Source organism: Noviherbaspirillum suwonense (assembly GCF_900182955.1).
In the GTDB taxonomy this organism is placed as follows: Bacteria; Pseudomonadota; Gammaproteobacteria; order Burkholderiales; family Burkholderiaceae_D; genus Noviherbaspirillum_A; species Noviherbaspirillum_A suwonense.
Map to the genome: position 1 here is coordinate 60,988 of NZ_FXUL01000017.1, position 21,264 is coordinate 82,251.

The window sequence follows — 21,264 nt, forward strand, 5'->3', positions numbered from 1 at the left end:
ATCTGTGATCATGCGAACATCCTTTGCTGTGAGCGCTGCAGCGCGAGCCGATCGGCGCAGGCCTTGTTGAGCCAAACTACTTCGGTGCGGATCCGGGCGCCGTCAGCTACTGCGCGACGCTCATGCCGTTCCCAATCGGCGAACAGATCGTTGTCGTAAAGCTCGGTTGGGTAGCCGGAAAGCACGACCATTCCTTGCAAGCCGTGGAGTACTCCGGCCAGTCGCCGGTGGTCGTCGTCGCTCAGCTCATGCCGGTACCCGTGCGTTTTGCTTGACCGCCCCTGCAGCGAAGACCTCGAGCTGTGGCAATAAGGCGGATCCGCATAGAAAAGCGTGTTCGGCGAATCCATCCGCTGCATGACTTCGATCGCGTCACGGTTTTCGACTACGACGCTGCGCAGCCGTCGCGTGAAAGTCGGGATTGCATCCGGCCAGGTGGAGTACTCCATGGATGGAAGCACGCGGCCGTCGGTCAACTTTGATCGAAAGCCGGTACGGCACGACCTGGTCGCGGAGTCGCTGCCATGGCCCATGAACGACTTGACGATGATCTTGTGGGCCGCATCCATGTCGTCGACCGCTGGTTCATAGGCCCAGTCAAACTCCTCCCGGGCGAAAGGCGTCAGTTCGACGCGGCGCTTTAGCTCGATCGCGCGTTCTGGGTCTCGAAGAATTCGAAACAGGTTCACGATCGAGCCGTCCAGGTCGTTGTAGCACTCTGCTCCACACGGCTTTTTCTGGAGCAGTACCGAGGCGGCGCCGCCGAACGGTTCGACGTACACGGCATGCTCCGGAAAGAAAGACAGGATCCAGGGCGCCAGGCGAAACTTACCGCCGTGGTAGCGCAGAACTGGACGGGTGATTTCGGTCATGCATTGCTCCATTCAGAATTAGTCCGGCCTCTCATCCGGCGACGCCTTGGCCGCTGCGCTCGCGAATATGCAGGGACTGCCTGTACCCTGTGCCATTAGCCCTTGGTAGGGATTCGGTGCTACTTGATGACCAGCCGTTTGCCGCGCACTTGCATGGCGCCAGGAACTTCCCGGCCCGCTTTGATTGCCTCGGCGATGGCTTTCTTGTCTGGCGCCGGCGGCGGGGCAACTGGCACCGTCATGAATTCCGCTGGCACCAGGCCGGGCTCGAACACGTCGACGCCGGGCGGATTGTTCTGGATCGAGATCGCGAAATGCGGGCATTCAATTTTCGTGATGCCGGCGATTTCCATGCAGGTCTTCAGGTACTCACGGATGTGCGTTGCGCGGTTCTCGATCGCCTTGCGCCGGGCTGCCATCTGCGCCTCGGCATCCTTGATAGCGGCCGCGCTGGCCTCCAGGTTGCGGATCGCATAGGCGACGTTCTGCGCTTTTACCTCCAGCGGATAGCTCTCGGCTTCGATCGTGTCAGCGATGGCCTGGGCGTCGTCCTGGGTGGACATCAGCGCCTCGACCATGCGTTTGTAGTCGTGGGCGATTTCGTAGAGTGCGATGCTCATGCTTGTTCCGCGTAGGCTGGTTGTGCAGCAGCTTCGAGCGCAGCCTTGCGTGCGTTCGTGGCGGTGGTCAGCGTCTTGTAAGCGTCGCGGTCATTCAGCGCTTCGGCGGCTGTCTTCGCTTTCGTGTACGCCGTCTTCAGCGTTGCCAGCGTGCTGGCGCTGTCGATCGATGCCAGGAAGTCGGCAAGGGTGCTTTCCGACATGCCGGCCGGCGCGGGCGGCGCTTCAGGGGGCTCCTCGTCCACGTGCAGATCGCCCTTGTGCCACAGGTCGAGTGCGGCGCCGAAGCGCATCGCGGCATTGCGCAACGCGTCGCCGATGCGTTCCTTCATGGCGTCGCCGCCGGTCTTGCCCTGGGCGTCGCCGTAGCCCCAGCGAGTCACGCCGCACACGGTCAGCTTGATCCACATGCCGCCGTCCTTGTCGATGATCGGCAGGCCGTTGGCGTCGATGCCAGCAGGCTCCCACGTCCAGTTCGGGTCGGATGCCAGCAGACGATCGGTCAGGGCGGCGTGACCGACGTAATCAAGCTGGATAGCCGGCAGACCGTGCCAGCCGCCGCACTTCGGGCATTTTCCCTTTTGGTTGTCCTTCTTCGTGCTGCGGCACATGGTGCTGACCTGGTTGGCGGGGAAGGGGCTCCGCATTAGTTCCAGTCCCGTCTTTTTCACTTCTGACATGCTGCTTCTCCTTGCTGCGTTGTTCTTCGTGCCATTCCAGGCATTCGGCCATGTCCTGCTGTTCCTGCTGCCAGTCTGCGCTGCGGCCCATGGCTTACTTCTGACTCGCGACCTGCGCCGGCGCCGCGCAGCTGGTCGGCGCCGGGTCCGGAAACATATTCAGCAGAAATACCAGCGCTATCACGAGCGCGAGGGAGCCCCACGCTAAGCGGCTGGAGACTTCGGTGGCGCGCGGCGCCCGGTATCCAACTTGGTGTTCTGATTGCTGGTGTGGCTTCATATCGCCTCCTGAATTAATCGCCGCTCTTTCCCGGCTGCCATCCGTTATCAGGTGTCTCGGAATCACCCCGGTACTAAGCCCCGGACGCTCGCCTGCGTTTTCTATGTAAAAACGCGCGAATAAATCGTTAAGCTGGCTCCGAGATCGAGCACAAGTTGTAGGCCCAGGCGTACAGCAGAACTCGCGCTTCGCCGTCGATGCATGTCTTTGGGTCGACTAGCATTTCACGGGCGATGCTTTTGGCCTTCTCGGAATCGGCCACTTGAACGGGGGTGTAGACGAGGGCGCTCACTTGTCGCCCTCCGCAATCATTGCGTCGGCTTGGGCATAGGCCCACTTGGCCCGCTCTTCGAAAGTGAAGCCGTCTGCGCCCGTCGGGTTCGTGGCGGCGGCCTGCATTGCCTTCGCTGCAAAGTAATCGCGTCTGGTGATTCCGACGAAAAGCGAATTGCCGAAAACCACCGGAAAAGCTTGACCTCCGGCCGCTTGCGCTACAGATTCTTTCTGCAGCCGCACCCGTTCTTTATCGTTTTTTATTTCTTCGAGACTTGGCATCCCATCCTCCATTAATCGCCTGCCGCGGGGCAGTGCATGAAGAACATTAAACCATGAGTTGAATTACTTAGTCAACCTTAGGTTGAATATTAATTCAACTAGGTAGTTAATACTGAGCATATATACAGTACTTATTTTCAGGTACTATCAGGAAAGTGATGCGCGGATGCTTCAAAAGTCTTTCAATCGGGCGTTACCAAACAGAAATGTAAAATAAAATGCGTTCCGCAGACTCGCATTTGGGCGATGGACAGAAAGGATGAGATGGCTTACAGCAAGGAACCGGCGAGACCAGAAGTGAGGCAAGCCCAGGTGGTACTGGATGCCTTTGAGGCAAACTTGCTTAAGAATTATCGAAGCATGACGCCTCAGGCCCAGGAGATGCTGGGGTCACTGGCGAAAGAATACGGGGAGATGTTCCCTCGGGCGCATGCTCCAGCGCTACGACTTGTCTCCAATACGGAGCGGCGTAAATAGCGCCTGCCTTGGCGCCACCCTGGCTGCGGCCAGAATCATGTTTTGCCCATCCACGCTGCAGCGGCGGAACAGCTGCAACAGTTCCGCCTCTTTCTCATTGACGCGCTCAAGCGCGGTATCCATCGCTTCCTCAGCAGCCGGCACCATATCGCGGCCGAATAGCTGATCCATTGTTAAACCGAGTGCTTCCGCAACGATCACCGCTTTCTCGCGAGAAATCTTCCCGCTGATCGTCCACTTCGACACAGCGTTGACGGATACGCCCGCCTTTTCGGCGAGCCAGCTCTGACCTTTTTGCAACGCTTTTAGACGCATTGCTATCGTTTTGCCAACATGTGAACTCATGCCGGCATAGTCGGTTGAATTATCGAAAGATTCAACCAAGCTCCAGTTGAATCGAGATTCAACCTGTGGTTTAATAGACGACATGGACACCAAAACTCTCTCCCCGATCGAAAAGGCAGTGGGCCTCGCCGGAGGCACTGCCAACCTCGCCAAGTCGTGCGGCGTGACCCAACAAGCCGTCTACAAGTGGCTTAAATCCGGGCACCCCCCGGTCGAGCGTTGCGTTGCGATTGAGCAGGCAGTGCGCGGCCGGGTGTCTCGCTTCGACCTCCTACCAGCGGATTTTTGCTCTGCTCCGCTGACAAAAGCTCGCAAGTAACCGTTGAAAAAATAATAGTTCAAAAGAGACAACAAAGCATGCAAATCGATTTACAAAAATCCCCGATTGGTCTCCTCCGCGACTACCTGGAAGTGTGGAGCAAGCGCACCGATGCGTCGAATCAGACGATTGCGGCAAATATCGTCGCGGCGCACGAAGAAATGGGCGGCCCAGCGCGCACCCGCATTACCTTCTCTCACTCTGGCGACATCTTCAAGCAGCTGGCGACGAACTGCACCAAGGTGTTCCGCTGGTTCGATGACCGCGAGAAGGACACCAACCTGCTCAGCGTGAATTTCCTGCCGGCGGTGCTGCGCGCCATGCCGCGCGACCTAGCGATGTCCTGGCTTAACGAGCTGCTGCGCCCGATTGGCTTCTGCGTTCGCGGCCTGGAAAAAGTGGAAAACGACTCACTGGATGTGACCACGCTGCTTTGCCAGAACATGAAGGAAACGGCCGAAGCAAATCAGGCCATGGCTGAGTATGCCGCCAACCCGACTGAAGCTGGCCTGCATCGCGTGGAACGCGAACTGGCGGAAGAAGTAGAGATCGGGCAGAAGGCGCTTGCCGAGGTGCGCGCCAAGCGCGGCCATGCTGCTGCCCTGAGAACCGTGAGGTCCGCATGAACCGTCCCGCCATGGCCGCCATCTTCATTGCCAGCGCCATTGTCAGCGCAGCCTGTGCTGCCGCTTCATCGCTTCTTTACTGGTGGGGAGTCCTGTGATGACCGAGCCCTTTGCATCGATCGCCGACATCAAGGCGCGTGTCGCCCAGGCGTTTGCCGAAGATCAGGCGATTTGCGCCTGCCCGTATCCGGCTGAGTCCGAAGCAGCTGCACTCTGGCGCGCTGAGTATGTGGCGCTGTCGAATCAGGCATGGGGCAGGGTGGCGGCGTGAACTCCCTCTATCGCGAGTTCACCCTGCGCAGCCCGGCCGACGCCGGCGCCATGGTCAACTTCATCAAGTCTAACGCCGCGGCCTTCGTCGACAAGGGCACGCCCCTCCGCGTGATCGTGACCGAAGAAGAAATGGACCGCCTGGACGAGCAAATCAAGTATTACTTTGGCGTGGTGGTCAAGGCGATCGCCGAACAGGTCTGGGTCGCTGGCCGCCAGTTCGACAAGGACGTGTGGCACGAGCAGCTGGCCAAGCAGTTCCTGCCGACGAAAGAGCTGGTCATGCCGGACGGCGAAATCGTGCTCAAGCGCAGTTCCATCGCGCGCGGCCAGATCAGCCTGAAGCGCATGGGCAAGTATCTGCAGGAAGTGGAGGCTTACGCGGCCACCGAGCATGGCGTGAGGTTCGAATGATCCGCTCCGCTCAATCCATCAAACCAAAATTCCGCCGCTGCAAGGAATGTGGCCAGCAGTATGAGAAGCGCACGATGGCGCATATCTACTGCAGCCCGCCTTGCCTGTTCGAAGCCAAGGCGAAGGCGGATGAGAAAAAGGCCAAGGCCGACTACCAGCGCCGCAAGGAAGCGATCAAAACCCGCTCCGACCACATGAAAGCCGCCCAGGTCGAGTTCAACAAATTCGTCCGCACCAGGGACGCCGGCAAGTCCTGCATCTGCTGCCCGGCGCCGTTGCAATCTGCTGCTGTCGGCGGAGGTTTTGACTGCGGGCATTACCGCTCTGTCGGGTCCGCACCGCACCTGCGCTTCGACGAACGCAATGCCCACGGCCAGACGAAGCAGTGCAACCGCTACGGCGCCGGCCGGGCCGTGGATTACCGGCTGGGCCTCATCGCCCGCATCGGACTGGCAGAAGTGGAAGCGCTGGAGGCCGAGCAGGGCGGCGGCAAGTGGACCGTCGACGAGCTCGTCGCCATCAAATTGAAATACCGGGCGAAGACCAAGGCGCTGCTGGCGCAACAGAAGGAATCGCAATGCTGACCCATACCGTCATCCCGCGCGGCGGCCGCTACCTGGTCGTCTACCCGACGCCCGGCTGTGATGTGCCGACGCCAGTGTGCAGCTGCGCCACTGAAGCGCAGGCCCTGGCCGAGTCCGAGCGCCTGAACCAGCAGCAGGTCGACCGCGCAGCCGCGATCGCCGAAGAGCAGCGCCTATGCGGCTTGTTCCGCATTCACTCGCAAACACTCTGTGCGGAGCACCAGCAATGAGCGCAAACGTCCATCGCATTGCCGACCACCAACCGAGGAGTCCCCAGGTGGAAAACGGATACATTCGGGTCGCCAACGAGCTGAACCAGGCCATCTGCCGGGCGCACCTCTCCGGCAACGAGATGGCTGTCGCCTTCGCCATCGTGGCCAAGACCTATGGCTACAACAAGAAGACGGACGACATGAGCGCCTCGCAGATCGGCGAATACTGCGACATCGCCCGCAACCATGTCACCGAGGTCCTGAAGTCGCTGGAGGCCCGGAACATCATCACCAAGCGACCAGGGAGGTACGGCAGCATCATCGGCATTCAGAAAGACTATTCCCTGTGGCTGCCGAAGGAAAAGCGCAAGGAAAAGCAAGTTGAACAGGCCGCTAGTCCGAGTTACGGACTAGGTGAGGAAGTAGTCCGTAACTCGGATTCAGATAGTCCGAAACTCGGACAGGTCGATAGTCCGAAAGATGGACACACAAAAGACAACCTTCCAAAAGACAACCAACAAAAGACAAAGCGCGCTTCGCGCCGGGGCAAAGAAAATTGCTTCGATTCCTGGATTGCAGAAACGAAAGAGCAGGGCATCAAGCCAATTCCTGAAGACCACTCCGTCTTCACCTATGCCGAGAAGATCGCCCTGCCGATCGACTACGTCCGGCTCTGCTGGCTGGAATTCAAAACCGAGCACGCCGGCAACACCGAGAAAACGCAGCGGGACTGGCCGAAGGCCTTTTCCAACTACGTCCGAAAAAATTACTACCGCCTGTGGTTCGGCAAGGATGGTGGCTGGTCCTTGACGACGCGCGGCATTCAACTCGAAAAAGAAATGAGGGGACAATAATGAAATTGAACGATATGCCAAGGGCTGCGGACTCGATCCACGCCGAGCAAAGCGTCCTTGGCGCACTGCTGCTCGACAATGACGCACTGGACCGCATTCCCGACCTAGAAGCCGCGCATTTCTACCGCCAGGACCACCAGCTGATCTTCGCCGAGATCTGCCGCCAGGTCTCCCGCGGCACCCGGGCCGACGTCATCACGATCTACGAGGCGCTGCACCAGCAGATCCCCGACTGCATGCCGTACCTGAACGCTATCGCCCAGAACACGCCCAGCGCCGCAACTATCGGGCGCTACGCCGAGACCGTGCTGGACCGCGCGCTGAAACGCGCCATGGGTGCTCTGGCAAGCGAGATGGCCGAGCAGCAGCATTCCGCGGCGCCGGCCGAGGAAGTGATCGACCGAATGGCGGCCCGCATCGAAGCGCTGGCGCAAAAGCGGACCAAGCAGGAGCCGCAGCGCATGGTCGACATGCTTGGTTCCTACGTCGACGTGATCAACCAGCGCATGGACGGCACAATCCGGCCGATCGAGACCGGCTTCGCGGATCTGGACCGGCGCCTCGACGGTGGCTTAGAGCGCGGCACGCTGACGATCGTCGCCGGCCGGCCAGGAACCGGAAAAACGGCTTTCGGCCTGTGCGTCGGCCGCAACGTCGCCGAATGGGGCTCCAGCCTGTTCCTGTCCATGGAAATGAGCCGCGACCAGGTCAACGACCGGAACATCGCCGCACTTGGCAAGCTGCCGCTGGCCTGGCTGCGCCGGCCGTCCGACAAGACCGCCGAGGGCAAGGAAAACTTCACCCGCATGTCGCATGCCTTTCAGCGCGCGGGCGAGCTCAACCTGTTCATCGATGACCAGACCAGCCTGAACATGATGGAGATCCGCGCCAAGGCGCGCGCGGTCAAGCGCAAGTCCGGCCTGGACATGCTGGTGATCGACCAACTGAGCTTCATCACCGGCGGCGACGGCGACAAATCTTGGGAGGTGATCGGGCAATACACCCGCGCGCTGCTGGCGCTGGCCAAGGAACTGAACCTCGCCATCGTCCTGCTGTGTCAGCTGAGCCGCAAGGTCGAGGAGCGCAACAACAAGCGGCCGATCATGTCCGACCTGGCCCTGTCCGGATCGATCGAGCAGGACGCGGCCAACATCATCTTCCTGTACCGGGACGAGCTCTACAACCCGGACAGCCGGGACAAGGGTATCTGCGAGGTCATCACCGCCAAGCAGCGCCAGGGCGAGCCGGGCGTCGTCGGGCTGGCGTACATCGGCGCGCAGACCAGGTTCGAGAGCTTGGCGGCGCCATGGAGTCCGGCAGCCATTGCTGCACCAACCCGCTCGAAAGGATTTGACTGATGCCAGCAAAAGGACAATTCAGCCCGCCAGTCCTGCCTCTCGGCCAGGCGCTGGAGCGTGCTATGGAGATGATCGACAGCGCCGACTGCGACGTGGCCATCTTTATGGTCGGCGGCGCCCTCACCAGCACGAAGAAGCGGTCTCAGGCCTACGAGAACAATCTGGCGCGCCTGGGCAACAACCTGGTCGGCGTCTACAACGCAGCCTCGGATGCGCGCCGGGTGCGGGCGGATCTAAGCGAGTTTTACCAAGGAGCGACAGTTTGAACGATCAAGAATTGCACGCCTACTGCGAGCAATGGCGCCAATGGTGCCTGACCCGGAAGTATTTCCTTGAGCCTGGTGCTCAGAACCTCCTCGCCCGTATGCAGCCGAGTAAGAGCGGCCCCAACATCGACAACGCCATGTCTGCCAGCCTGAGCTTTTTCAATATGGCGATTCATGCATTGGCTGAGATGAACTATGCCGATGCCGAATGCTTCATCGTGTTCTACTGCCGCCGCGCGAAGAACATCAAGGTCGAAGCCGCCCGACTGGGTATTCACCGCGATACGTTCTACGACAGGAAAAAGCGTTTCGCTCGGAAGGCTTACAGCATGTCCCTAAATTTTAGTTATATGCACAAGAAAGACTCAGCACCTGAACCGGACACAGTGGACTAAGAACGCCTAAAAAAGTTTTTCGCCAATTGAGGAATGGGCAAGTCGACACAGAATGATCAGTTTCTTTGCAGCTGGAACGGAGGAAAATTGACCCGAGCCGGTCATCAACATTGGAAGCTCTAAAAGCTGGAACGCAGCAGAAGCGGACGGATGACTGCGATGGAAACATGTGCGCCGATAGGCACGCACTTCACGACATAAGGACGTGGCGGTGATGATTACTTCGGCTTTTACGAAGCAACTCTCATTCCAACATCGGTTTTCGATGACAGAATATTTTGATATGGTGGGACGTCTGCTCAAGTATAGGAACGACTGACTGCCGCATTTCTAAGTTTGAACTACGCCAATTTAAATGACCTTAAGGAACAAATGAATATTCTCATCGCTGCAGATGGATCAACGTATACGATCAAGGCGGCAGAATATGTTGCTTCAAAGCCTGAATTTCTTCAGGCAGGGTCTCAGCTTCATGTTTTCCATGCCGAGCCACCAATCACATCTAATCGTGCGAAAGCGGTACTTGGTGCAGCAACTGTTGACAACTATTACAAGACCGAGTGCGAAGCTGCATTAGCTCCAGCGGAAAACGTTCTGCGCGAAAAAAATATTGCTTTTCATTCGGCATATGCGATCGGTGCGATCCCTGAGGAAATTCAAAAGTATGCAGAAAAACACTCGGTCGATTTGATTGTCATGGGTTCTCACGGCCACACTGCGCTGCGCAACCTTGTCCTTGGGTCGAATGCGACAAAAGTTCTTGCGCTCACAACTTTGCCAGTTCTGATCGTACGCTAGGAAGGTCAAGTTATCTGTTTTAAGAGTGTCGGGAAAAATCCCGACAAAATAGTTCTGGAGCAACCCCGACACTTTGGCCTAAAATCAGCCTCAATTCGATAGTCTGAATAACTGTCACTGGAGCCCGCACCTTGAAAGAGCAGCGGGCTTTTCTGCATCTGAAGATCGGGCTTAGCGCGGATGAGGCCATTGGGCAGTGCGTAGCTTGGGACTGGCGAACCCTTAGTCGAGTCAATCAGCCTTACACAGAGGAAGACGGAAGCCATCCGAGTGCCGCCACAAGCCGCACGCTACAGACGCCGGACGCTGTAACCGGCACGAATTGATAAAATGGCTCCCGCGGCGCGCTAGCTCGGGCGCTGAAAGAGTCGGGATTACGGCATGCTCTCTTAAGAGGGGATATCCGCAAGGATGGACGCAACATGCCGCCGAAAGAATAAGACCGGGTTTAGCTCCGGTCGCCGCAACACAGAACACGAAGCCCGCACCTCACCAGGTCGCGGGCTTTTTCATTCCGGAATCATCAATCGTGTATCGTTCTGCCTCCCACAATCAGGAGGCACGATGGACGGTAATCGGATGCAAGCGGTCCGGCAGGTATTAAACGGGACCGACGATATTGACCGTCAGGCGCACTTTTTCTGCGATCTTATGGTTGGCGATGGCGATTATAAGGGCGGGCCGGACGAAGGAATGAGTTTCGCCAGGGTGTTCAATAAGGGCTTGGACATGCATGTGACCGCCCATCACAGGAAAATTTTCGCCAAGTATTCGCAGGTGATTCGTCGAGAGGGCAGGGAAAGCTTTGTCTTCGGCAGATATAAATTTTTCCTGTTCGAAGAGGACCGAGTCGACCCATACCTTTTAGAGAAGCAGCCGTTTTATTCATTTGAGTTTGACGCGGGCGGACGAGTTCTTTCCGAAGAAGGATTGTTCACATCTCCTGCTCCGCATTTTGCATCGCAAATTACGGCTAACTTCAAAAGGACGATCCTCGCTGCCTTGCACGATCGCATGACAGACTAATTTGTGCTTGGAACCCATATGCATCTATCGACCATGATGGTCATCTGGTGGGCTATGTGGCTCCAGCAGTTCAAGACAGAGTCTCCTCCACCACGTCAGTGATGGATTCGCCCGCCCTCGAAAGAGTCAGCGGGCTTTTTTTATTCTGAGGTCACATGCTCGACATACTGACCGACACCAAGGCCCGGCTCGACAAGCTGGATCTGGAGGAAGGCGACACCCTAGTCGTCACCGTACCGGAGAAGCTGAGCGCAGAGAAGCGCATGCAGTACGTCCAGCTCATGCGCCGCAGCCTGCCGGCCGGCGTCAAGTGCCTGATCATCGATGGGGGCACGACGCTGGAGCGGTTGAAGCGTGAGCACGAGGCTAAGGTGGATAGCGCAGCGTACCGCGATGCGTTCGGGCCGAAGGTAGAGAGGCCGGGCAAGGTGGCATGGTGGCAGCGGTGGATGAGGAAGGATGCCTAAGCTCCAGACGCACAAGCCCAGGCTGGCCACGGTAGGCAGCAGGCTCGCAGTCATGCAGCCCGGCTCATGGAGGACGGACAAGCAGAGCAGCACCCAGCGCGGCTACACCTACAAGTGGCAGCAGGCCCGGGCCGGCTACCTTGTCTCGCACCCGTTCTGCGTGTACTGCCTGAGGGAGCACGGCATCACCACGCAGGACACGGACGAGCAACTTGCCCAGCTTGCAGCCAAGGGCGTAGGCAGGCTGCCATTCGCGAGCGTGGTCGACCACATCGAGCCGCATCGGGGCAACATGACGCTATTCTGGGACAAGACGAATTGGCAGAGTTTGTATGCCACCCACCACAGTGCGGACAAGCAGCGCGAGGAAGCGCAGCAGGGGTAGGGTGGGTAAAAAGTATGGGAGGCAACCCGCTCTAGACCGCATGTGATCCCACGCGCGGAAAATAACTCCCTTTTCAAAGGAATTCAGCAAATGGCAGGCGTAGCAGGTAAGAGCGGAGGCCCGCGAAAAAACGCTGGTGGCGCTCGACCAGGCGCCGGCAGAAAGCCGAAACCGAAGCAGGAAGCAGCGGTAACCGGGTATTCGGACCCGCTGGATTTCTTGCGCGCTGTCTGGAAAGGCGAAGTCGAGGCGACCGCGGCGCAAGTGCGGGCGGCGCAAGCAGCCCTGCCATTCATCCACCAGAAGCTGGGCGAGGGCGGCAAGAAAGAGCAGCGCGAGGACGCGGCGAAGAAGGTGGCCAGCCGGTTCGCGCCAGCCGCGCCGCCAAAGCTGGTTGCCGCCGGCGGTAAAAAGGTGTGATGAAGAAGTGGACGACGGCCTGCAAGGACTGGGAGCGCAGGCTGGTCGCGGGAAAGTCGATCATCCCGCCGCCGATCTTCGCGGACCAGGCGGAGCAGGCGCTGGCGATCTTCAAGGAACTGCGCGTGGTCGACCTGCCCGGCAAGCCGACGTTCGGCGAGTGCAGCGAGCAGTGGGTGTTCGACTTCGTGGCTGCCATCTTCGGCGCCTATGACGCGGAGGAAGGCAAGCAACTGATCCGGGAGTTCTTCCTGCTCATCAGCAAGAAGAACACGAAGTCCACGATCGCGGCCGGCATCATGCTGACGGCGGTCATCCTGTGCTGGCGCGAGGAAGAGGAGCACCTGATCCTGGCGCCGACCAAGGAGGTGGCGGACAACTCGTTCAAGCCGGCCGCGGGGATGATCCGGGCCGACGAAGAGCTGTCAGCGCTGTTCCACATCCAGGACCACATCCGGACAATTACGCACCGCGTCACGCGCGCATCGCTGAAGGTGGTCGCGGCTGACACGGACACGGTCTCGGGCAAGAAGTCGGGCCGCATCCTGGTGGACGAGCACTGGCTTTTCGGCGCTCGCGCCAACGCCAATGCCATGTTCATGGAGGCGACCGGCGGCCAGGTGTCGCGCGACGAGGGATGGGTCATTTTCCTGACGACGCAGAGCGATCAGCCGCCGGCGGGCGTGTTCAAGGAGAAGCTGCAGTACTACCGGGACGTGCGGGACGGGAAGATCGAGGACCGCAAGTCACTGGGCGTGATTTATGAGTTCCCCGACGCCATGATCAAGTCGAAAGCGTACCTGGATCCGGCGAATTTCTACATCACGAACCCGAATATCGGGCGCTCGGTCAGCGCTGAATGGCTGGAAGACCAGCTCAAAAAGAATCAGGCCAAGAAGGATGGCTCCTTCAACCAGTTCCTGGCAAAGCATCTGAACGTCGAGATCGGCATGAATCTCCGGTCCGATCGCTGGACCGGCGCCGATTTCTGGCAGCAGCAGGCTCGGCCGGCGTTCACGCTGCAGGAATTGATCGAGCGTTCGGAGGTGATCACGGTCGGCATCGACGGCGGCGGCCTGGATGACCTGCTTGGACTGGCTGCCGTCGGCCGGGAGGCGGGGACCGGGCGCTGGATTCTGTGGGTGCATGCTTGGGCTCACCCGATTGCGCTGGAGCGCCGGAAAAGCGAGGAAAGCAAGTATCTGGATTTCCAGAACGATGGCGACCTGACGATCATCGACACCTTGCCCGGCGACGTGGCACAGGTGGCGGAAGTCGTCGCTGAGATCTACGCCTCTGGCAAGCTCGCTTCGGTCGGGCTGGATCCGGAGAAGACGCACAAGATCATGTTCCAAGCGCTGATCGACGCTGGCATTCCGGAGGAAATCTGCTTCGCGATCACGCAGGGCTGGAAGCTGGTGGGTCCGATCACAGTGGCAGAGCGGAAGCTGGCGGAGGGTGTGCTCATCCACGCCGGCCAAGCAATGATGACCTGGTGCGTGGGTAACGCCAGGACGGTCCCGCATGGAAATGCGGTTTCTATCGATAAGCAGGCATCAGGGACGGCCAAGATTGACCCCCTGATGGCGATGTTCAACGCAGTTTCGCTCATGAGCCTCAACCCGGAAGCGGTCGGAAGCTACGGGGAGGCCCTGGCGAACCCGATCAAAATATTAAGGCGATCATGAAATCACTCCCGCCATACGCATTTGGCTTGCTGGCGCTCGTGCTCGGCTGGCTGCTGCTCGGCGCCGGCGTGTTCCTGCTCGCCGGCCTGGGCTGGGCGCTGCTGTGCGCGTCGGTCCCGTTCATCGGCTTCGCGCTGGTCATTTTTCGGGGGCTGACGCGTGCAGAATAAAACCCTGGCAAGCATTCTGGGCCTCGGCCTGGCAAACATCGGCCGAAAGTCCATCGGCAGCAAGGAAAGCGGCTTTTTTTCGCAATGGGGTTGGAATACCGGCGGAACCTGGTCCGGAAAGTCCATTACCGCCGACTCCGCGCTTCAAAATGACACCGTTTGGGCCTGCGTGAAGCTCATTTCGGAGGCGGTTTCGACGCTTCCGCTGGGCTTTTACAAGCGCACGGCGAAGGGTGGACGGGAGTCCGCTGGCGAACATCCGCTGTACGAGCTGCTGCACAGCCAGCCAAACGCCCGCATGTCGGCCGTGAATTACTGGCAGGCGGTGTCTGCATCGCTGCTTTTGTGGGGCAATGCCTATACGGAGATCATCCGCGCGCGCAACGGCCGCATCAGTTCGCTGGAATTCATCAATCCGGCGCAGGTGCGGCTCTCACGCGACGGCAATGGCCTGCTGCAGTACGCCTACGTGAGCGGCACGGTCACCCGCGACATCCCGCGTGACGCCATGATGCACATGAAGTCGTTCACTCTGGACGGCGAGGTCGGCCTGTCGGCCATCCAGTACGGCCGCAATGCGATCGGCAGCGCACTGGCGGCGGACCAGGCCAGCGACGAGACATTCCGCGGCGCCTCCCGGGCGAATGCCCTGGTGCAGGTCGACGCGATCCTGAATAAGGAGCAGCGCGCCCAGATTGGCGGCCACATCGAGGACGTGTCGCAGAACGGCGGCGTCTATGTGCTTGAAAAAGGCATGGGCTACCAGAGTCTGAAGTTCAATCCGGTCGACGCCGAGCTGCTGGCCAGCCGGGCGTTCTCGGTGGAGACCATCTGCCGCTGGTTCCGGGTCCCGCCGGTCATGATCGGGCACGGCGACAAGCAATCGAGCTGGCCGACCAGCACCGACGCCCAAGGAGCTCTGTTCGTGCGCTATGTGCTGCGCGCCTGCATCCTCGGCATCGAACAGGAGATCCGCCGCGCGCTGCTGACGCCGACCGAGCGCCTGACCTACTTCGCCGAGTTCTCGGTCGAAGGCCTGCTGCGCGGCGACACCGCGGCGCGCTCGGCCTTCTACGCGACCGCGCTGCAAAACGGCTACATGACATCGAACGAGGTGCGCGCGCTGGAAAACCTGCCGCCAGTGACGGGCGGCGACGAGCTGCGCGTGCAATCGAACCTGGTTCCCCTGGCGAAGCTGGGCGAGGTGACCGGCGCCAGTGCGGCGCGCTCCGCGCTGCTCGGCTGGCTAAACGAGAAGGATGAAACATGAAACGCAAATCCGCATCCGGGCTGCAAACCCGGGACTTCAACTTTGACATCAAGGCCGTCGAAAAAGACGGCTTTTTTTCGGGCTACGGTTCCGTGTTCGGCGTCAAGGACAGCTACGGCGAGATCGTGGCGCCCGGCGCGTTCAAGGCGAGCATCAACGCGCGCGCCGAGCGTGGCCGCAAGCTCCCGATTCTGTGGCAGCACCGCAGCGGCGAGCCGCTGGGCGTCTACGAGGTCGTGAAAGAAGACAGCACCGGCCTGTACATGGAGGGCCGCCTGCTGGTCAACGACGTCGCCCAGGCAAAGGAGGCCCAGGCGCTGATGAAGGCTGGCGCCGTGACAGGCCTGTCGATCGGCTACTACGTGAAGGCCGACAGCTGGAACGAGAAAGACAAGGTCCGCACGCTCACCGAGGTCGACCTGCAAGAAACCAGCATCGTGACCTTCCCGGCCAACGACGAGGCCCGGGTCGAGGTCGTCAAGTCCATGGAACACATCATCAAGGCCGGCCGTATGCCGACCCTTGCCGAATTTGAAGACTTCCTGAGGGATTCAGGCGGGTTTTCGAAATCTCAAGCCACTGTCATCGCTGGCCGTGGCCTGAGGGAATTGCTCAGTCGGAGTGAGTCCGGCAGCGACCCCAGCGATGCATTGCAGCTGCTGAAATCCTTCAGCCTGAAATAAACCACCCCCCATTTCCAATCCCGAAAGGCACCAAATGAAATTCCAAGCAAAACATTTCTCCTGGGTCATGGTCGGCCTGGCCCTCGTCTCGTTCGGCGCGCAGGCGGCCGGCTTCGACGTCTCCGGCTTCATGACGCAGCACGCGGACATCATCGGCGGTCTCGCGCTGGTCGGCTTTGCCGGCGAAGTCGCGGTGAACGACCCGGCTGCCATCAAGGCAGCACTCGACAAGATCAGCGACCAGGTAAAAGAGAAGGGCGAGGAAGCTCTTGCCGAAGCCAAGAAGGGTCACGACCTGTCCCAGAAGGCCAAGGAAACGGCCGACGAGCTGCTGGTCAAATTCAACGGCCTGCAAGCCGAGCTGCGCGAAGTCGAGCAGAAGGCAGTTTCCCGCAATGCCGAGCCGCCGCGCGTCAAGTCGTACGGCGAGCAGATCGTCGAGTCCGAGAAGTACAAGAGCATGATGTCCAACGGCGGCCGTGGCTCGTTCAGCCTGGAGCTCAAGCAGGTGACGTCGGCCGCCGCCGGCGCGCTGATCCGCCCTCTCTACGAGACCGAGATCGTCGCGCTGCCGCAGCGCCGCTTCACGGTGCGTGACCTTCTGCCGGTGGTGCCCATCGCCACCAGCTCGGTCGACTATCCGAAGCAGACCACCCGCACCAACAACGCGGCGACGGTCGCTGAATCGGCGGCCAAGCCGTATTCCGACTACGCATGGTCGAACGCGACCGCGCCGGTCCGTACCATCGCCCACCTGGCCAAGCTCACCCGTCAGGCAATGGACGATGCGCCGCGGCTGATCGGCGAAGTCGACGCAGAAATGCGTTATGGCCTGCGCCTGGTCGAGGAAGCGCAACTGCTCAACGGTAATGGCACCGGCCAGAACCTGTCTGGCATCATGACCCAGGCAACCGCCTACGTCGCGCCGATCACCATCGCCGGCGCCACGTCGCTGGACATGCTGCGCCTGGCGATGCTGCAGGCTGCTCTGGCGCTGTACCCGGCCGACGGCATCGTGCTCAGCCAGCAAGACTGGGCCCGCATCCAGCTGCAGAAGACCACCGACGGCGCTTACCTGTTCGCCAACCCGCAAGGCACCGTGGAAGCGCGTCTGTGGGGCCTGCCGGTGGTCGACACCCCAGCAATGCCGGTCGACGCCTTCCTGGTCGGCGCATTCCGCTTCGGCGCGACGCTGTACGACCGCATGGGCATCGAGGTGCTGATCTCCACCGAGAACGCCGACGACTTCGAGAAGAACCTTGCCACTATGAGGGCAGAGGAAAGGATCGCACTCGCCGTCAAACGGCCAGGCAGCTTTATTGCCGGAGATTTTGGCCTCGTAGCATAAAAGCAACAATGTTAAAATAGCAAAGCCGGTTAGGACGGGAATCCTAGCCGGCTTCTACAACTAACGACCGTCGAAGGGTCATCAGATGCTGCCGGATTGTACCAAAACGGAGTTACAGAAACGTGCTGACTACATGCGCGAGTATGGCCGCAGGCGAGGTGCAATCGCGGTCAAGGGAGTGCAAATCACATGCGCCAGATGCGGCAAGCAAACTGAGAAGCAGCACAGGGCGCACGACTGGTGCGCAGATTGTACGAAGCCAGCTCAACTTGAGCGGAGGCGTGCGAGAAATGCGGCAAAAGGCGCTGTGTCGGTCGGAAGCGCACTGGAATGCCTTGAATGCAAGGCTGTATGCGTGAAAATCCATAAGCGCCAGAAATACTGCGTGCCGTGTATGGAATTAGTCAAATCATCGAACCTGCCAGCCTATCGCGCCTGGAATCAGCAGTACCAGAGAGAGCGGACTAAGCGCGTCCGCCGCGAAAATCCAGCTAAAGCCATTTCGGAGCGGATCACCGCTCAAATAGGTCATGCGATCAGAGGTAAAAAGGCCGGCCGCAAATGGGAGTCGATCGTTGGCTACAGCGTCAAAGAATTAATGGATCACCTTGAGCGACAGTTCCTCAAGGGGATGAGTTGGGAAAACAGGTCTTCCTGGCACATAGACCATATCGTGCCCCTGACCAGTTTCACGTTTTCGGGCGTGGATGACCCCGAGCTAAAGCGAGCATGGGCATTAACCAATTTGAGACCACTGTGGGCCGCGGATAACGTCCGAAAGAGCGACCAGCGAACGCACTTGCTGTAACCCCCGAAGCCCGCACCTAGCGGGCTTTTTTCATGGAGAAAGACATGCATATCAAATTGCTGAAACACGTGCTGGTCGGCGACACCGACGTCATGCCAACCGCGCGCGGCACCGTGGTCGAGGTAAGCGACGCCCAGGGCAAGGAATTCGTCGCCGGAGGCCTGGCCGACGAGGTAAAGGCGTCCGAGGCAAAGAAAGCCCCGGCCCCCGAAAACAAGATGGCCGCCGCACCAGCCAACAAGGCAGCGTCCAAAGAAGTGAAGGCCGCCAAATGAAGACCGTCGAACAACTGGAAGCCGAGCTCGACGCGGCGCGCGTGAGGCGCTACGAGCAGGAAGTGGCAACCGAGGCCGCGCAGCGCATCAACATCGCCCTGGCCGGCATCGAAGGCTATCTGATCCACCTGCCTGAAGGCATCGCAGCGGAATTCGCGGCGCTGGTCGCCAAGGCTAAATCGTTGAGCGAGGGTTAATCATGGCAATCGTGCCTGGCATCTGCAACAGCTTCAAACAGGACGTACTCGCCATGACGCCGCATACGGCTGCCGACGTGTACAAAATAGCGCTGTACCCGAGCACGGCAAATCTGAGTAAGGCGACAGCCGCGTACTCCGCAACCGGCGAAGTCACCGGCCAGGGTTATACCGCGGGCGGCGTAGTGCTGACCGGCTTTAGCGTGACGCTGGACGGCGACTCCGGCATTCTCGACTGGTCGACCGACCCGACTATCCCGAACTCGACTATTACTGCCAGGGGCGGGCTGATTTACAACTCCAGCCGATCGAACAAAGCGGTTGCAGTGATCGAGTTCCAGAATGCTGGTGTGCCCACCGACGTGACCAGCACAAACGGCACCTTCACGATCACGCTGCCTGCGCCGACCGCGGCTGCCGGCCTGGTTCGGATCGGCTGATATGGGCCTGCGTGACGAAATCCTTGCGCGCACCGACTGCGCCGATGCGGTTGCCGCACGCGACCTAGACGCGCTGGCCGCGCTGGTGTCTGCTGGACGGACTGCGACTCAGCGCGTACCCATCGAGGACGTGCAGGCGCACCTGCAAAGCTCCGGCCTGTGGTGGCCCATCAAGGCTGTGGCGGCGCAATCACAGCATCCTGCATATCAGGCAGCGGTTGCCATTTTGGACGTGGCAGAGGCCCGCTATCAGCGCCTGGACATGACGCTGCCGATCATCGCGCAGATGCTGGGCGGCCTGGTCGCAACCGGCGTCATGCCGCAGTCCGAAATGGATTCGCTGATCGCCATGAGCGTCATTCCTGATCCTGTCTCGCGCGCCGATGTGGAAGCAGCGCTGTTCAACCCTGATGGGAGCATGAAGTAATGGCGCTCACAAAAACTTCCGTCACGCTGCTGGCGTCGCAATCCGTGGTGGCCGGCCTGAGCAAGGCCACTGCCGTTTTCGGCGCATGGGTTGATACCCGCGCCTATGGCCGGCAAACCGTTCGCTGGAAGCTGACGAATGGTGGGAGTGCGCCCGGCGTCGCGCCAACGCTGATCGTCCAAACCTCGCCGGACAACGGCACGACGGTCTACGACGAATATACAGTCGGCGGCGACACTATTACAAACAGCGTGAACAGTGGTCCGATCGCTACTGATGACACCACCATGTATGTTCGAGTCGGCGTGTACGGCCACACGACCAATACTGTGACCGCAGAAGCAACGCTGCAAACTGAGACGCTGTAATGCCAGCAGCACGCATCCAGCCGCAGGGGCGGGTACGGCTTAATAGCAGCAATCCGCTAACGCGGGGCATCGTTGACGCTTGGCTTCCTGGCGTCAGCACACGCGGTATTGTTACGGGCGTTGATTCTTCCACTGTAGCATCTGGATCAAAAGTTGCTACCGCCGCTGGCATTGGATTCAAGACAACAGCAACGGGGCGGCGCTATTCGACAACGATATTAAACGGGCAGTCAATTGCCTGGTTGGTCCTTGCCACGCGCGATACGACTGCGGGGAGCGGCTATGTCAGCGCCGTGCGTAAAGACGGCACAATTACGCCTCTGCAAGAAGATGGCACGAACGTCAACGCGGTCGGATTCGGCGGCGTTTCATTTGCCGCATACGGCCCGCTTAGCGCGTTTCAAGGCAAAACAAGCACTTTTTGCGGCGTAACAAGCGCAACAGAGCGCGCAGTTTTCGCCAATAGCGGCGCAAATGTCGGGCTTGGTGGCTCATGGCAATCCGGGACTAATCCGTTTTGTATTGGGGCCAACGAAAACGGCGGCGAAGTTGCTACGATGTGGACGGTCCACCTTGTTGTCGCATGGCAGGGCGCTAACGTCCCAACCTCCGCGCAGTTGCGCGCGCTATCCGCGAACCCTTGGCAGCTGTTCGAAGGCCAAGCGCCGATGCTGTACGCAGCAAGCGCGCCGGCTGTCGTCAATGGCAACGCGACGTTATCTGGCGTATCCGCATCCTCGGCAGTGGGCAGCGCAACAGCATCCGGCCAGGGTCGCGCAGCACCTGTCGGCGTATCGGCATCGGCATCTGTCGGAACGGCTACGGCAGCAGGATCAACGGTCGTCAACGCCTCGGCGTCGCCCGCTGGCGTCAGCGCAGCCGCGGCAGTGGGTATCCCGGCAGCATCCGGCGCGGCGAATAGTGCCGCAACTGGCGTCTCTGCGGTCGCTTCGGTCGGCACGGTCAGCGCATCGGGCGCCACGGTCATCAATGGATCGGCTTCCCCTGCCGGCGTATCTGATGCTTCGGCGGTCGGCGCACCGGCAGCCAGCGGCACGGCGTCTGTTGCGCCTGCGGGTGTCTCGGCGTCGGCATTGGTCGGCAGCGTATCCGCATCGGGCGCGACGGTCGTCCACGGCAATGCTGCTGCGGCTGGCGTAGCGGCCTCCAGTGCGGTCGGATCAGCCGCGGCGAACGGAACAGCACGCGCGACGCCGAGCGGCGTCCAGGCGGCTGTAGCAGTCGGCGCGGCATCGGCAAACGGCGGCGTGTCAGTCGCTGGCAATGCGCAGCCGGCTGGTGTCGCGGCCATCGCTTCGGTCGGCACGCCATCGGCCACCGGCGCCACGGTCGTTCACGGCAACGCA

32 protein-coding genes are annotated in these 21,264 nt (G+C 60.1%); 26 read left to right on the plus strand and 6 right to left on the minus strand.

Translation table 11 applies throughout. The features are described 5' to 3' along the window. Nucleotides 1-8: 8 nt before the first annotated feature. The 5 genes from QOL82_RS19455 to QOL82_RS19475 all read right to left on the minus strand — a co-directional run bounded on the left by QOL82_RS19455 (nt 9) and on the right by QOL82_RS19475 (nt 3,913). Nucleotides 9-872 (minus strand): DNA adenine methylase, encoded by an 864-nt coding sequence (locus QOL82_RS19455; protein ID WP_283443965.1) that lies wholly within the window; start codon nt 870-872, stop codon nt 9-11. Between the two features lie 119 nt (nt 873-991). Further along, on the minus strand, nt 992-1,492 hold the full coding sequence (locus tag QOL82_RS19460) for a siphovirus Gp157 family protein (RefSeq protein ID WP_283443966.1): 501 nt from the start codon (nt 1,490-1,492) through the stop codon (nt 992-994). Further along, entirely contained in the window at nt 1,489-2,172 is a 684-nt protein-coding gene (locus tag QOL82_RS19465; RefSeq protein ID WP_283443967.1) for a hypothetical protein, read from the minus strand. Before QOL82_RS19465 ends, QOL82_RS19460 begins: the two co-directional genes overlap by 4 nt. A gap of 568 nt (nt 2,173-2,740) precedes the next feature. After that, the gene (locus QOL82_RS19470; protein WP_283443968.1) at nt 2,741-3,007 is read right to left on the minus strand and encodes a hypothetical protein; all 267 of its coding nucleotides are present in this window, start codon (nt 3,005-3,007) and stop codon (nt 2,741-2,743) included. Nucleotides 3,008-3,448: 441 nt separating this feature from the next. Further along, nucleotides 3,449-3,913 (minus strand): helix-turn-helix domain-containing protein, encoded by a 465-nt coding sequence (locus tag QOL82_RS19475; RefSeq protein WP_283443969.1) that lies wholly within the window; start codon nt 3,911-3,913, stop codon nt 3,449-3,451. Between QOL82_RS19475 and QOL82_RS29295 the strand changes: the two genes are divergently transcribed. From QOL82_RS29295 to QOL82_RS19600, 26 genes are all read left to right on the plus strand, one after another. Further along, nucleotides 3,912-4,148, plus strand: coding sequence for a transcriptional regulator (locus QOL82_RS29295; RefSeq protein ID WP_430438515.1), 237 nt, complete (start codon nt 3,912-3,914; stop codon nt 4,146-4,148). The two genes, QOL82_RS19475 and QOL82_RS29295, sit on opposite strands and share 2 nt — an antisense overlap. A gap of 38 nt (nt 4,149-4,186) precedes the next feature. Continuing rightward, nucleotides 4,187-4,774, plus strand: a complete 588-nt coding sequence (locus QOL82_RS19480; protein WP_283443970.1) for a toxin YdaT family protein — start codon at nt 4,187-4,189, stop codon at nt 4,772-4,774. A 97-nt stretch (nt 4,775-4,871) separates the two neighbouring features. Beyond that, nucleotides 4,872-5,045 (plus strand): hypothetical protein, encoded by a 174-nt coding sequence (locus tag QOL82_RS19485; RefSeq protein ID WP_283443971.1) that lies wholly within the window; start codon nt 4,872-4,874, stop codon nt 5,043-5,045. Continuing rightward, nucleotides 5,042-5,458 (plus strand): recombination protein NinB, encoded by a 417-nt coding sequence (locus QOL82_RS19490; RefSeq protein ID WP_283443972.1) that lies wholly within the window; start codon nt 5,042-5,044, stop codon nt 5,456-5,458. Before QOL82_RS19485 ends, QOL82_RS19490 begins: the two co-directional genes overlap by 4 nt. Then, nucleotides 5,455-6,042, plus strand: a complete 588-nt coding sequence (locus QOL82_RS19495) for a recombination protein NinG (protein ID WP_283443973.1) — start codon at nt 5,455-5,457, stop codon at nt 6,040-6,042. The genes QOL82_RS19490 and QOL82_RS19495 overlap by 4 nt, the downstream gene beginning before the upstream one ends. Next, on the plus strand, nt 6,036-6,272 hold the full coding sequence (locus tag QOL82_RS19500; RefSeq protein WP_283443974.1) for a hypothetical protein: 237 nt from the start codon (nt 6,036-6,038) through the stop codon (nt 6,270-6,272). The genes QOL82_RS19495 and QOL82_RS19500 overlap by 7 nt, the downstream gene beginning before the upstream one ends. Next, the gene (locus QOL82_RS19505; protein WP_283443975.1) at nt 6,269-7,108 is read left to right on the plus strand and encodes a replication protein; all 840 of its coding nucleotides are present in this window, start codon (nt 6,269-6,271) and stop codon (nt 7,106-7,108) included. The genes QOL82_RS19500 and QOL82_RS19505 overlap by 4 nt, the downstream gene beginning before the upstream one ends. Then, nucleotides 7,108-8,466, plus strand: a complete 1,359-nt coding sequence (locus QOL82_RS19510) for a replicative DNA helicase (protein ID WP_283443976.1) — start codon at nt 7,108-7,110, stop codon at nt 8,464-8,466. Before QOL82_RS19505 ends, QOL82_RS19510 begins: the two co-directional genes overlap by 1 nt. A 62-nt stretch (nt 8,467-8,528) precedes the next feature. Further along, nucleotides 8,529-8,732, plus strand: coding sequence for a hypothetical protein (locus tag QOL82_RS19515; RefSeq protein ID WP_283443977.1), 204 nt, complete (start codon nt 8,529-8,531; stop codon nt 8,730-8,732). Further along, nucleotides 8,729-9,127 (plus strand): hypothetical protein, encoded by a 399-nt coding sequence (locus QOL82_RS19520; protein WP_283443978.1) that lies wholly within the window; start codon nt 8,729-8,731, stop codon nt 9,125-9,127. Before QOL82_RS19515 ends, QOL82_RS19520 begins: the two co-directional genes overlap by 4 nt. 372 nt (nt 9,128-9,499) lie before the next feature. Beyond that, nucleotides 9,500-9,925, plus strand: a complete 426-nt coding sequence (locus QOL82_RS19525) for a universal stress protein (RefSeq protein WP_283443979.1) — start codon at nt 9,500-9,502, stop codon at nt 9,923-9,925. A 564-nt stretch (nt 9,926-10,489) separates the two neighbouring features. Then, nucleotides 10,490-10,951, plus strand: a complete 462-nt coding sequence (locus QOL82_RS19530) for a hypothetical protein (protein WP_283443980.1) — start codon at nt 10,490-10,492, stop codon at nt 10,949-10,951. Between the two features lie 155 nt (nt 10,952-11,106). Continuing rightward, on the plus strand, nt 11,107-11,418 hold the full coding sequence (locus QOL82_RS19535; protein WP_283443981.1) for a hypothetical protein: 312 nt from the start codon (nt 11,107-11,109) through the stop codon (nt 11,416-11,418). Continuing rightward, the gene (locus QOL82_RS19540; RefSeq protein WP_283443982.1) at nt 11,411-11,803 is read left to right on the plus strand and encodes an HNH endonuclease; all 393 of its coding nucleotides are present in this window, start codon (nt 11,411-11,413) and stop codon (nt 11,801-11,803) included. Before QOL82_RS19535 ends, QOL82_RS19540 begins: the two co-directional genes overlap by 8 nt. A 219-nt stretch (nt 11,804-12,022) precedes the next feature. Beyond that, on the plus strand, nt 12,023-12,223 hold the full coding sequence (locus QOL82_RS19545) for a hypothetical protein (RefSeq protein WP_283443983.1): 201 nt from the start codon (nt 12,023-12,025) through the stop codon (nt 12,221-12,223). Continuing rightward, nucleotides 12,223-13,911 (plus strand): terminase large subunit, encoded by a 1,689-nt coding sequence (locus tag QOL82_RS19550; protein ID WP_283443984.1) that lies wholly within the window; start codon nt 12,223-12,225, stop codon nt 13,909-13,911. The genes QOL82_RS19545 and QOL82_RS19550 overlap by 1 nt, the downstream gene beginning before the upstream one ends. Beyond that, on the plus strand, nt 13,908-14,081 hold the full coding sequence (locus QOL82_RS19555) for a hypothetical protein (protein ID WP_283443985.1): 174 nt from the start codon (nt 13,908-13,910) through the stop codon (nt 14,079-14,081). The genes QOL82_RS19550 and QOL82_RS19555 overlap by 4 nt, the downstream gene beginning before the upstream one ends. Further along, complete coding sequence (locus QOL82_RS19560) at nt 14,071-15,351, plus strand: phage portal protein (protein ID WP_283443986.1); 1,281 nt, start codon at nt 14,071-14,073, stop codon at nt 15,349-15,351. The genes QOL82_RS19555 and QOL82_RS19560 overlap by 11 nt, the downstream gene beginning before the upstream one ends. Further along, nucleotides 15,348-16,034 carry an HK97 family phage prohead protease gene (locus tag QOL82_RS19565; RefSeq protein ID WP_283443987.1) on the plus strand — a complete coding sequence of 229 codons (687 nt, stop codon included), beginning with the start codon at nt 15,348-15,350 and terminating at the stop codon, nt 16,032-16,034. The genes QOL82_RS19560 and QOL82_RS19565 overlap by 4 nt, the downstream gene beginning before the upstream one ends. A 34-nt stretch (nt 16,035-16,068) precedes the next feature. Further along, nucleotides 16,069-17,382: a phage major capsid protein gene (locus QOL82_RS19570; protein ID WP_283443988.1), complete on the plus strand. Its 1,314-nt coding sequence runs from the start codon at nt 16,069-16,071 to the stop codon at nt 17,380-17,382. A 355-nt stretch (nt 17,383-17,737) separates the two neighbouring features. Next, nucleotides 17,738-18,190 carry a hypothetical protein gene (locus QOL82_RS19575; protein ID WP_283443989.1) on the plus strand — a complete coding sequence of 151 codons (453 nt, stop codon included), beginning with the start codon at nt 17,738-17,740 and terminating at the stop codon, nt 18,188-18,190. A 44-nt stretch (nt 18,191-18,234) separates the two neighbouring features. After that, nucleotides 18,235-18,465: a DUF7302 family protein gene (locus tag QOL82_RS19580; RefSeq protein ID WP_283443990.1), complete on the plus strand. Its 231-nt coding sequence runs from the start codon at nt 18,235-18,237 to the stop codon at nt 18,463-18,465. Continuing rightward, nucleotides 18,462-18,662 (plus strand): hypothetical protein, encoded by a 201-nt coding sequence (locus QOL82_RS19585; RefSeq protein WP_283443991.1) that lies wholly within the window; start codon nt 18,462-18,464, stop codon nt 18,660-18,662. The genes QOL82_RS19580 and QOL82_RS19585 overlap by 4 nt, the downstream gene beginning before the upstream one ends. Nucleotides 18,663-18,664: 2 nt before the next feature. Continuing rightward, the gene (locus QOL82_RS19590) at nt 18,665-19,102 is read left to right on the plus strand and encodes an FHA domain-containing protein (protein WP_283443992.1); all 438 of its coding nucleotides are present in this window, start codon (nt 18,665-18,667) and stop codon (nt 19,100-19,102) included. Between the two features lies 1 nt (nt 19,103). Then, nucleotides 19,104-19,529: a hypothetical protein gene (locus QOL82_RS19595; protein WP_283443993.1), complete on the plus strand. Its 426-nt coding sequence runs from the start codon at nt 19,104-19,106 to the stop codon at nt 19,527-19,529. Beyond that, nucleotides 19,529-19,897 carry a hypothetical protein gene (locus tag QOL82_RS19600; RefSeq protein ID WP_283443994.1) on the plus strand — a complete coding sequence of 123 codons (369 nt, stop codon included), beginning with the start codon at nt 19,529-19,531 and terminating at the stop codon, nt 19,895-19,897. The genes QOL82_RS19595 and QOL82_RS19600 overlap by 1 nt, the downstream gene beginning before the upstream one ends. 400 nt (nt 19,898-20,297) lie before the next feature. Here the strand turns inward: QOL82_RS19600 and QOL82_RS19605 are convergent, their stop codons facing one another. Then, entirely contained in the window at nt 20,298-21,224 is a 927-nt protein-coding gene (locus tag QOL82_RS19605; RefSeq protein WP_283443995.1) for a hypothetical protein, read from the minus strand. Nucleotides 21,225-21,264 lie beyond the last annotated feature (40 nt).

What these genes read in the sequence shown, in the direction of transcription:
- QOL82_RS19455 (WP_283443965.1), bottom strand. Translation starts at nt 872, where the DNA reads ATGACCGAAATCACCCGTCCAGTTCTGCGCTACCACGGCGGTAAGTTT.
- QOL82_RS19460 (WP_283443966.1), bottom strand. Translation starts at nt 1,492, where the DNA reads ATGAGCATCGCACTCTACGAAATCGCCCACGACTACAAACGCATGGTC.
- QOL82_RS19465 (WP_283443967.1), bottom strand. Translation starts at nt 2,172, where the DNA reads ATGTCAGAAGTGAAAAAGACGGGACTGGAACTAATGCGGAGCCCCTTC.
- QOL82_RS19470 (WP_283443968.1), bottom strand. Translation starts at nt 3,007, where the DNA reads ATGCCAAGTCTCGAAGAAATAAAAAACGATAAAGAACGGGTGCGGCTG.
- QOL82_RS29295 (WP_430438515.1), top strand. Translation starts at nt 3,912, where the DNA reads ATGGACACCAAAACTCTCTCCCCGATCGAAAAGGCAGTGGGCCTCGCC.
- QOL82_RS19475 (WP_283443969.1), bottom strand. Translation starts at nt 3,913, where the DNA reads ATGTCGTCTATTAAACCACAGGTTGAATCTCGATTCAACTGGAGCTTG.
- QOL82_RS19480 (WP_283443970.1), top strand. Translation starts at nt 4,187, where the DNA reads ATGCAAATCGATTTACAAAAATCCCCGATTGGTCTCCTCCGCGACTAC.
- QOL82_RS19485 (WP_283443971.1), top strand. Translation starts at nt 4,872, where the DNA reads ATGACCGAGCCCTTTGCATCGATCGCCGACATCAAGGCGCGTGTCGCC.
- QOL82_RS19495 (WP_283443973.1), top strand. Translation starts at nt 5,455, where the DNA reads ATGATCCGCTCCGCTCAATCCATCAAACCAAAATTCCGCCGCTGCAAG.
- QOL82_RS19500 (WP_283443974.1), top strand. Translation starts at nt 6,036, where the DNA reads ATGCTGACCCATACCGTCATCCCGCGCGGCGGCCGCTACCTGGTCGTC.
- QOL82_RS19505 (WP_283443975.1), top strand. Translation starts at nt 6,269, where the DNA reads ATGAGCGCAAACGTCCATCGCATTGCCGACCACCAACCGAGGAGTCCC.
- QOL82_RS19510 (WP_283443976.1), top strand. Translation starts at nt 7,108, where the DNA reads ATGAAATTGAACGATATGCCAAGGGCTGCGGACTCGATCCACGCCGAG.
- QOL82_RS19515 (WP_283443977.1), top strand. Translation starts at nt 8,529, where the DNA reads ATGGAGATGATCGACAGCGCCGACTGCGACGTGGCCATCTTTATGGTC.
- QOL82_RS19525 (WP_283443979.1), top strand. Translation starts at nt 9,500, where the DNA reads ATGAATATTCTCATCGCTGCAGATGGATCAACGTATACGATCAAGGCG.
- QOL82_RS19530 (WP_283443980.1), top strand. Translation starts at nt 10,490, where the DNA reads ATGGACGGTAATCGGATGCAAGCGGTCCGGCAGGTATTAAACGGGACC.
- QOL82_RS19535 (WP_283443981.1), top strand. Translation starts at nt 11,107, where the DNA reads ATGCTCGACATACTGACCGACACCAAGGCCCGGCTCGACAAGCTGGAT.
- QOL82_RS19540 (WP_283443982.1), top strand. Translation starts at nt 11,411, where the DNA reads ATGCCTAAGCTCCAGACGCACAAGCCCAGGCTGGCCACGGTAGGCAGC.
- QOL82_RS19550 (WP_283443984.1), top strand. Translation starts at nt 12,223, where the DNA reads ATGAAGAAGTGGACGACGGCCTGCAAGGACTGGGAGCGCAGGCTGGTC.
- QOL82_RS19555 (WP_283443985.1), top strand. Translation starts at nt 13,908, where the DNA reads ATGAAATCACTCCCGCCATACGCATTTGGCTTGCTGGCGCTCGTGCTC.
- QOL82_RS19565 (WP_283443987.1), top strand. Translation starts at nt 15,348, where the DNA reads ATGAAACGCAAATCCGCATCCGGGCTGCAAACCCGGGACTTCAACTTT.
- QOL82_RS19570 (WP_283443988.1), top strand. Translation starts at nt 16,069, where the DNA reads ATGAAATTCCAAGCAAAACATTTCTCCTGGGTCATGGTCGGCCTGGCC.
- QOL82_RS19580 (WP_283443990.1), top strand. Translation starts at nt 18,235, where the DNA reads ATGCATATCAAATTGCTGAAACACGTGCTGGTCGGCGACACCGACGTC.
- QOL82_RS19585 (WP_283443991.1), top strand. Translation starts at nt 18,462, where the DNA reads ATGAAGACCGTCGAACAACTGGAAGCCGAGCTCGACGCGGCGCGCGTG.
- QOL82_RS19590 (WP_283443992.1), top strand. Translation starts at nt 18,665, where the DNA reads ATGGCAATCGTGCCTGGCATCTGCAACAGCTTCAAACAGGACGTACTC.
- QOL82_RS19595 (WP_283443993.1), top strand. Translation starts at nt 19,104, where the DNA reads ATGGGCCTGCGTGACGAAATCCTTGCGCGCACCGACTGCGCCGATGCG.
- QOL82_RS19600 (WP_283443994.1), top strand. Translation starts at nt 19,529, where the DNA reads ATGGCGCTCACAAAAACTTCCGTCACGCTGCTGGCGTCGCAATCCGTG.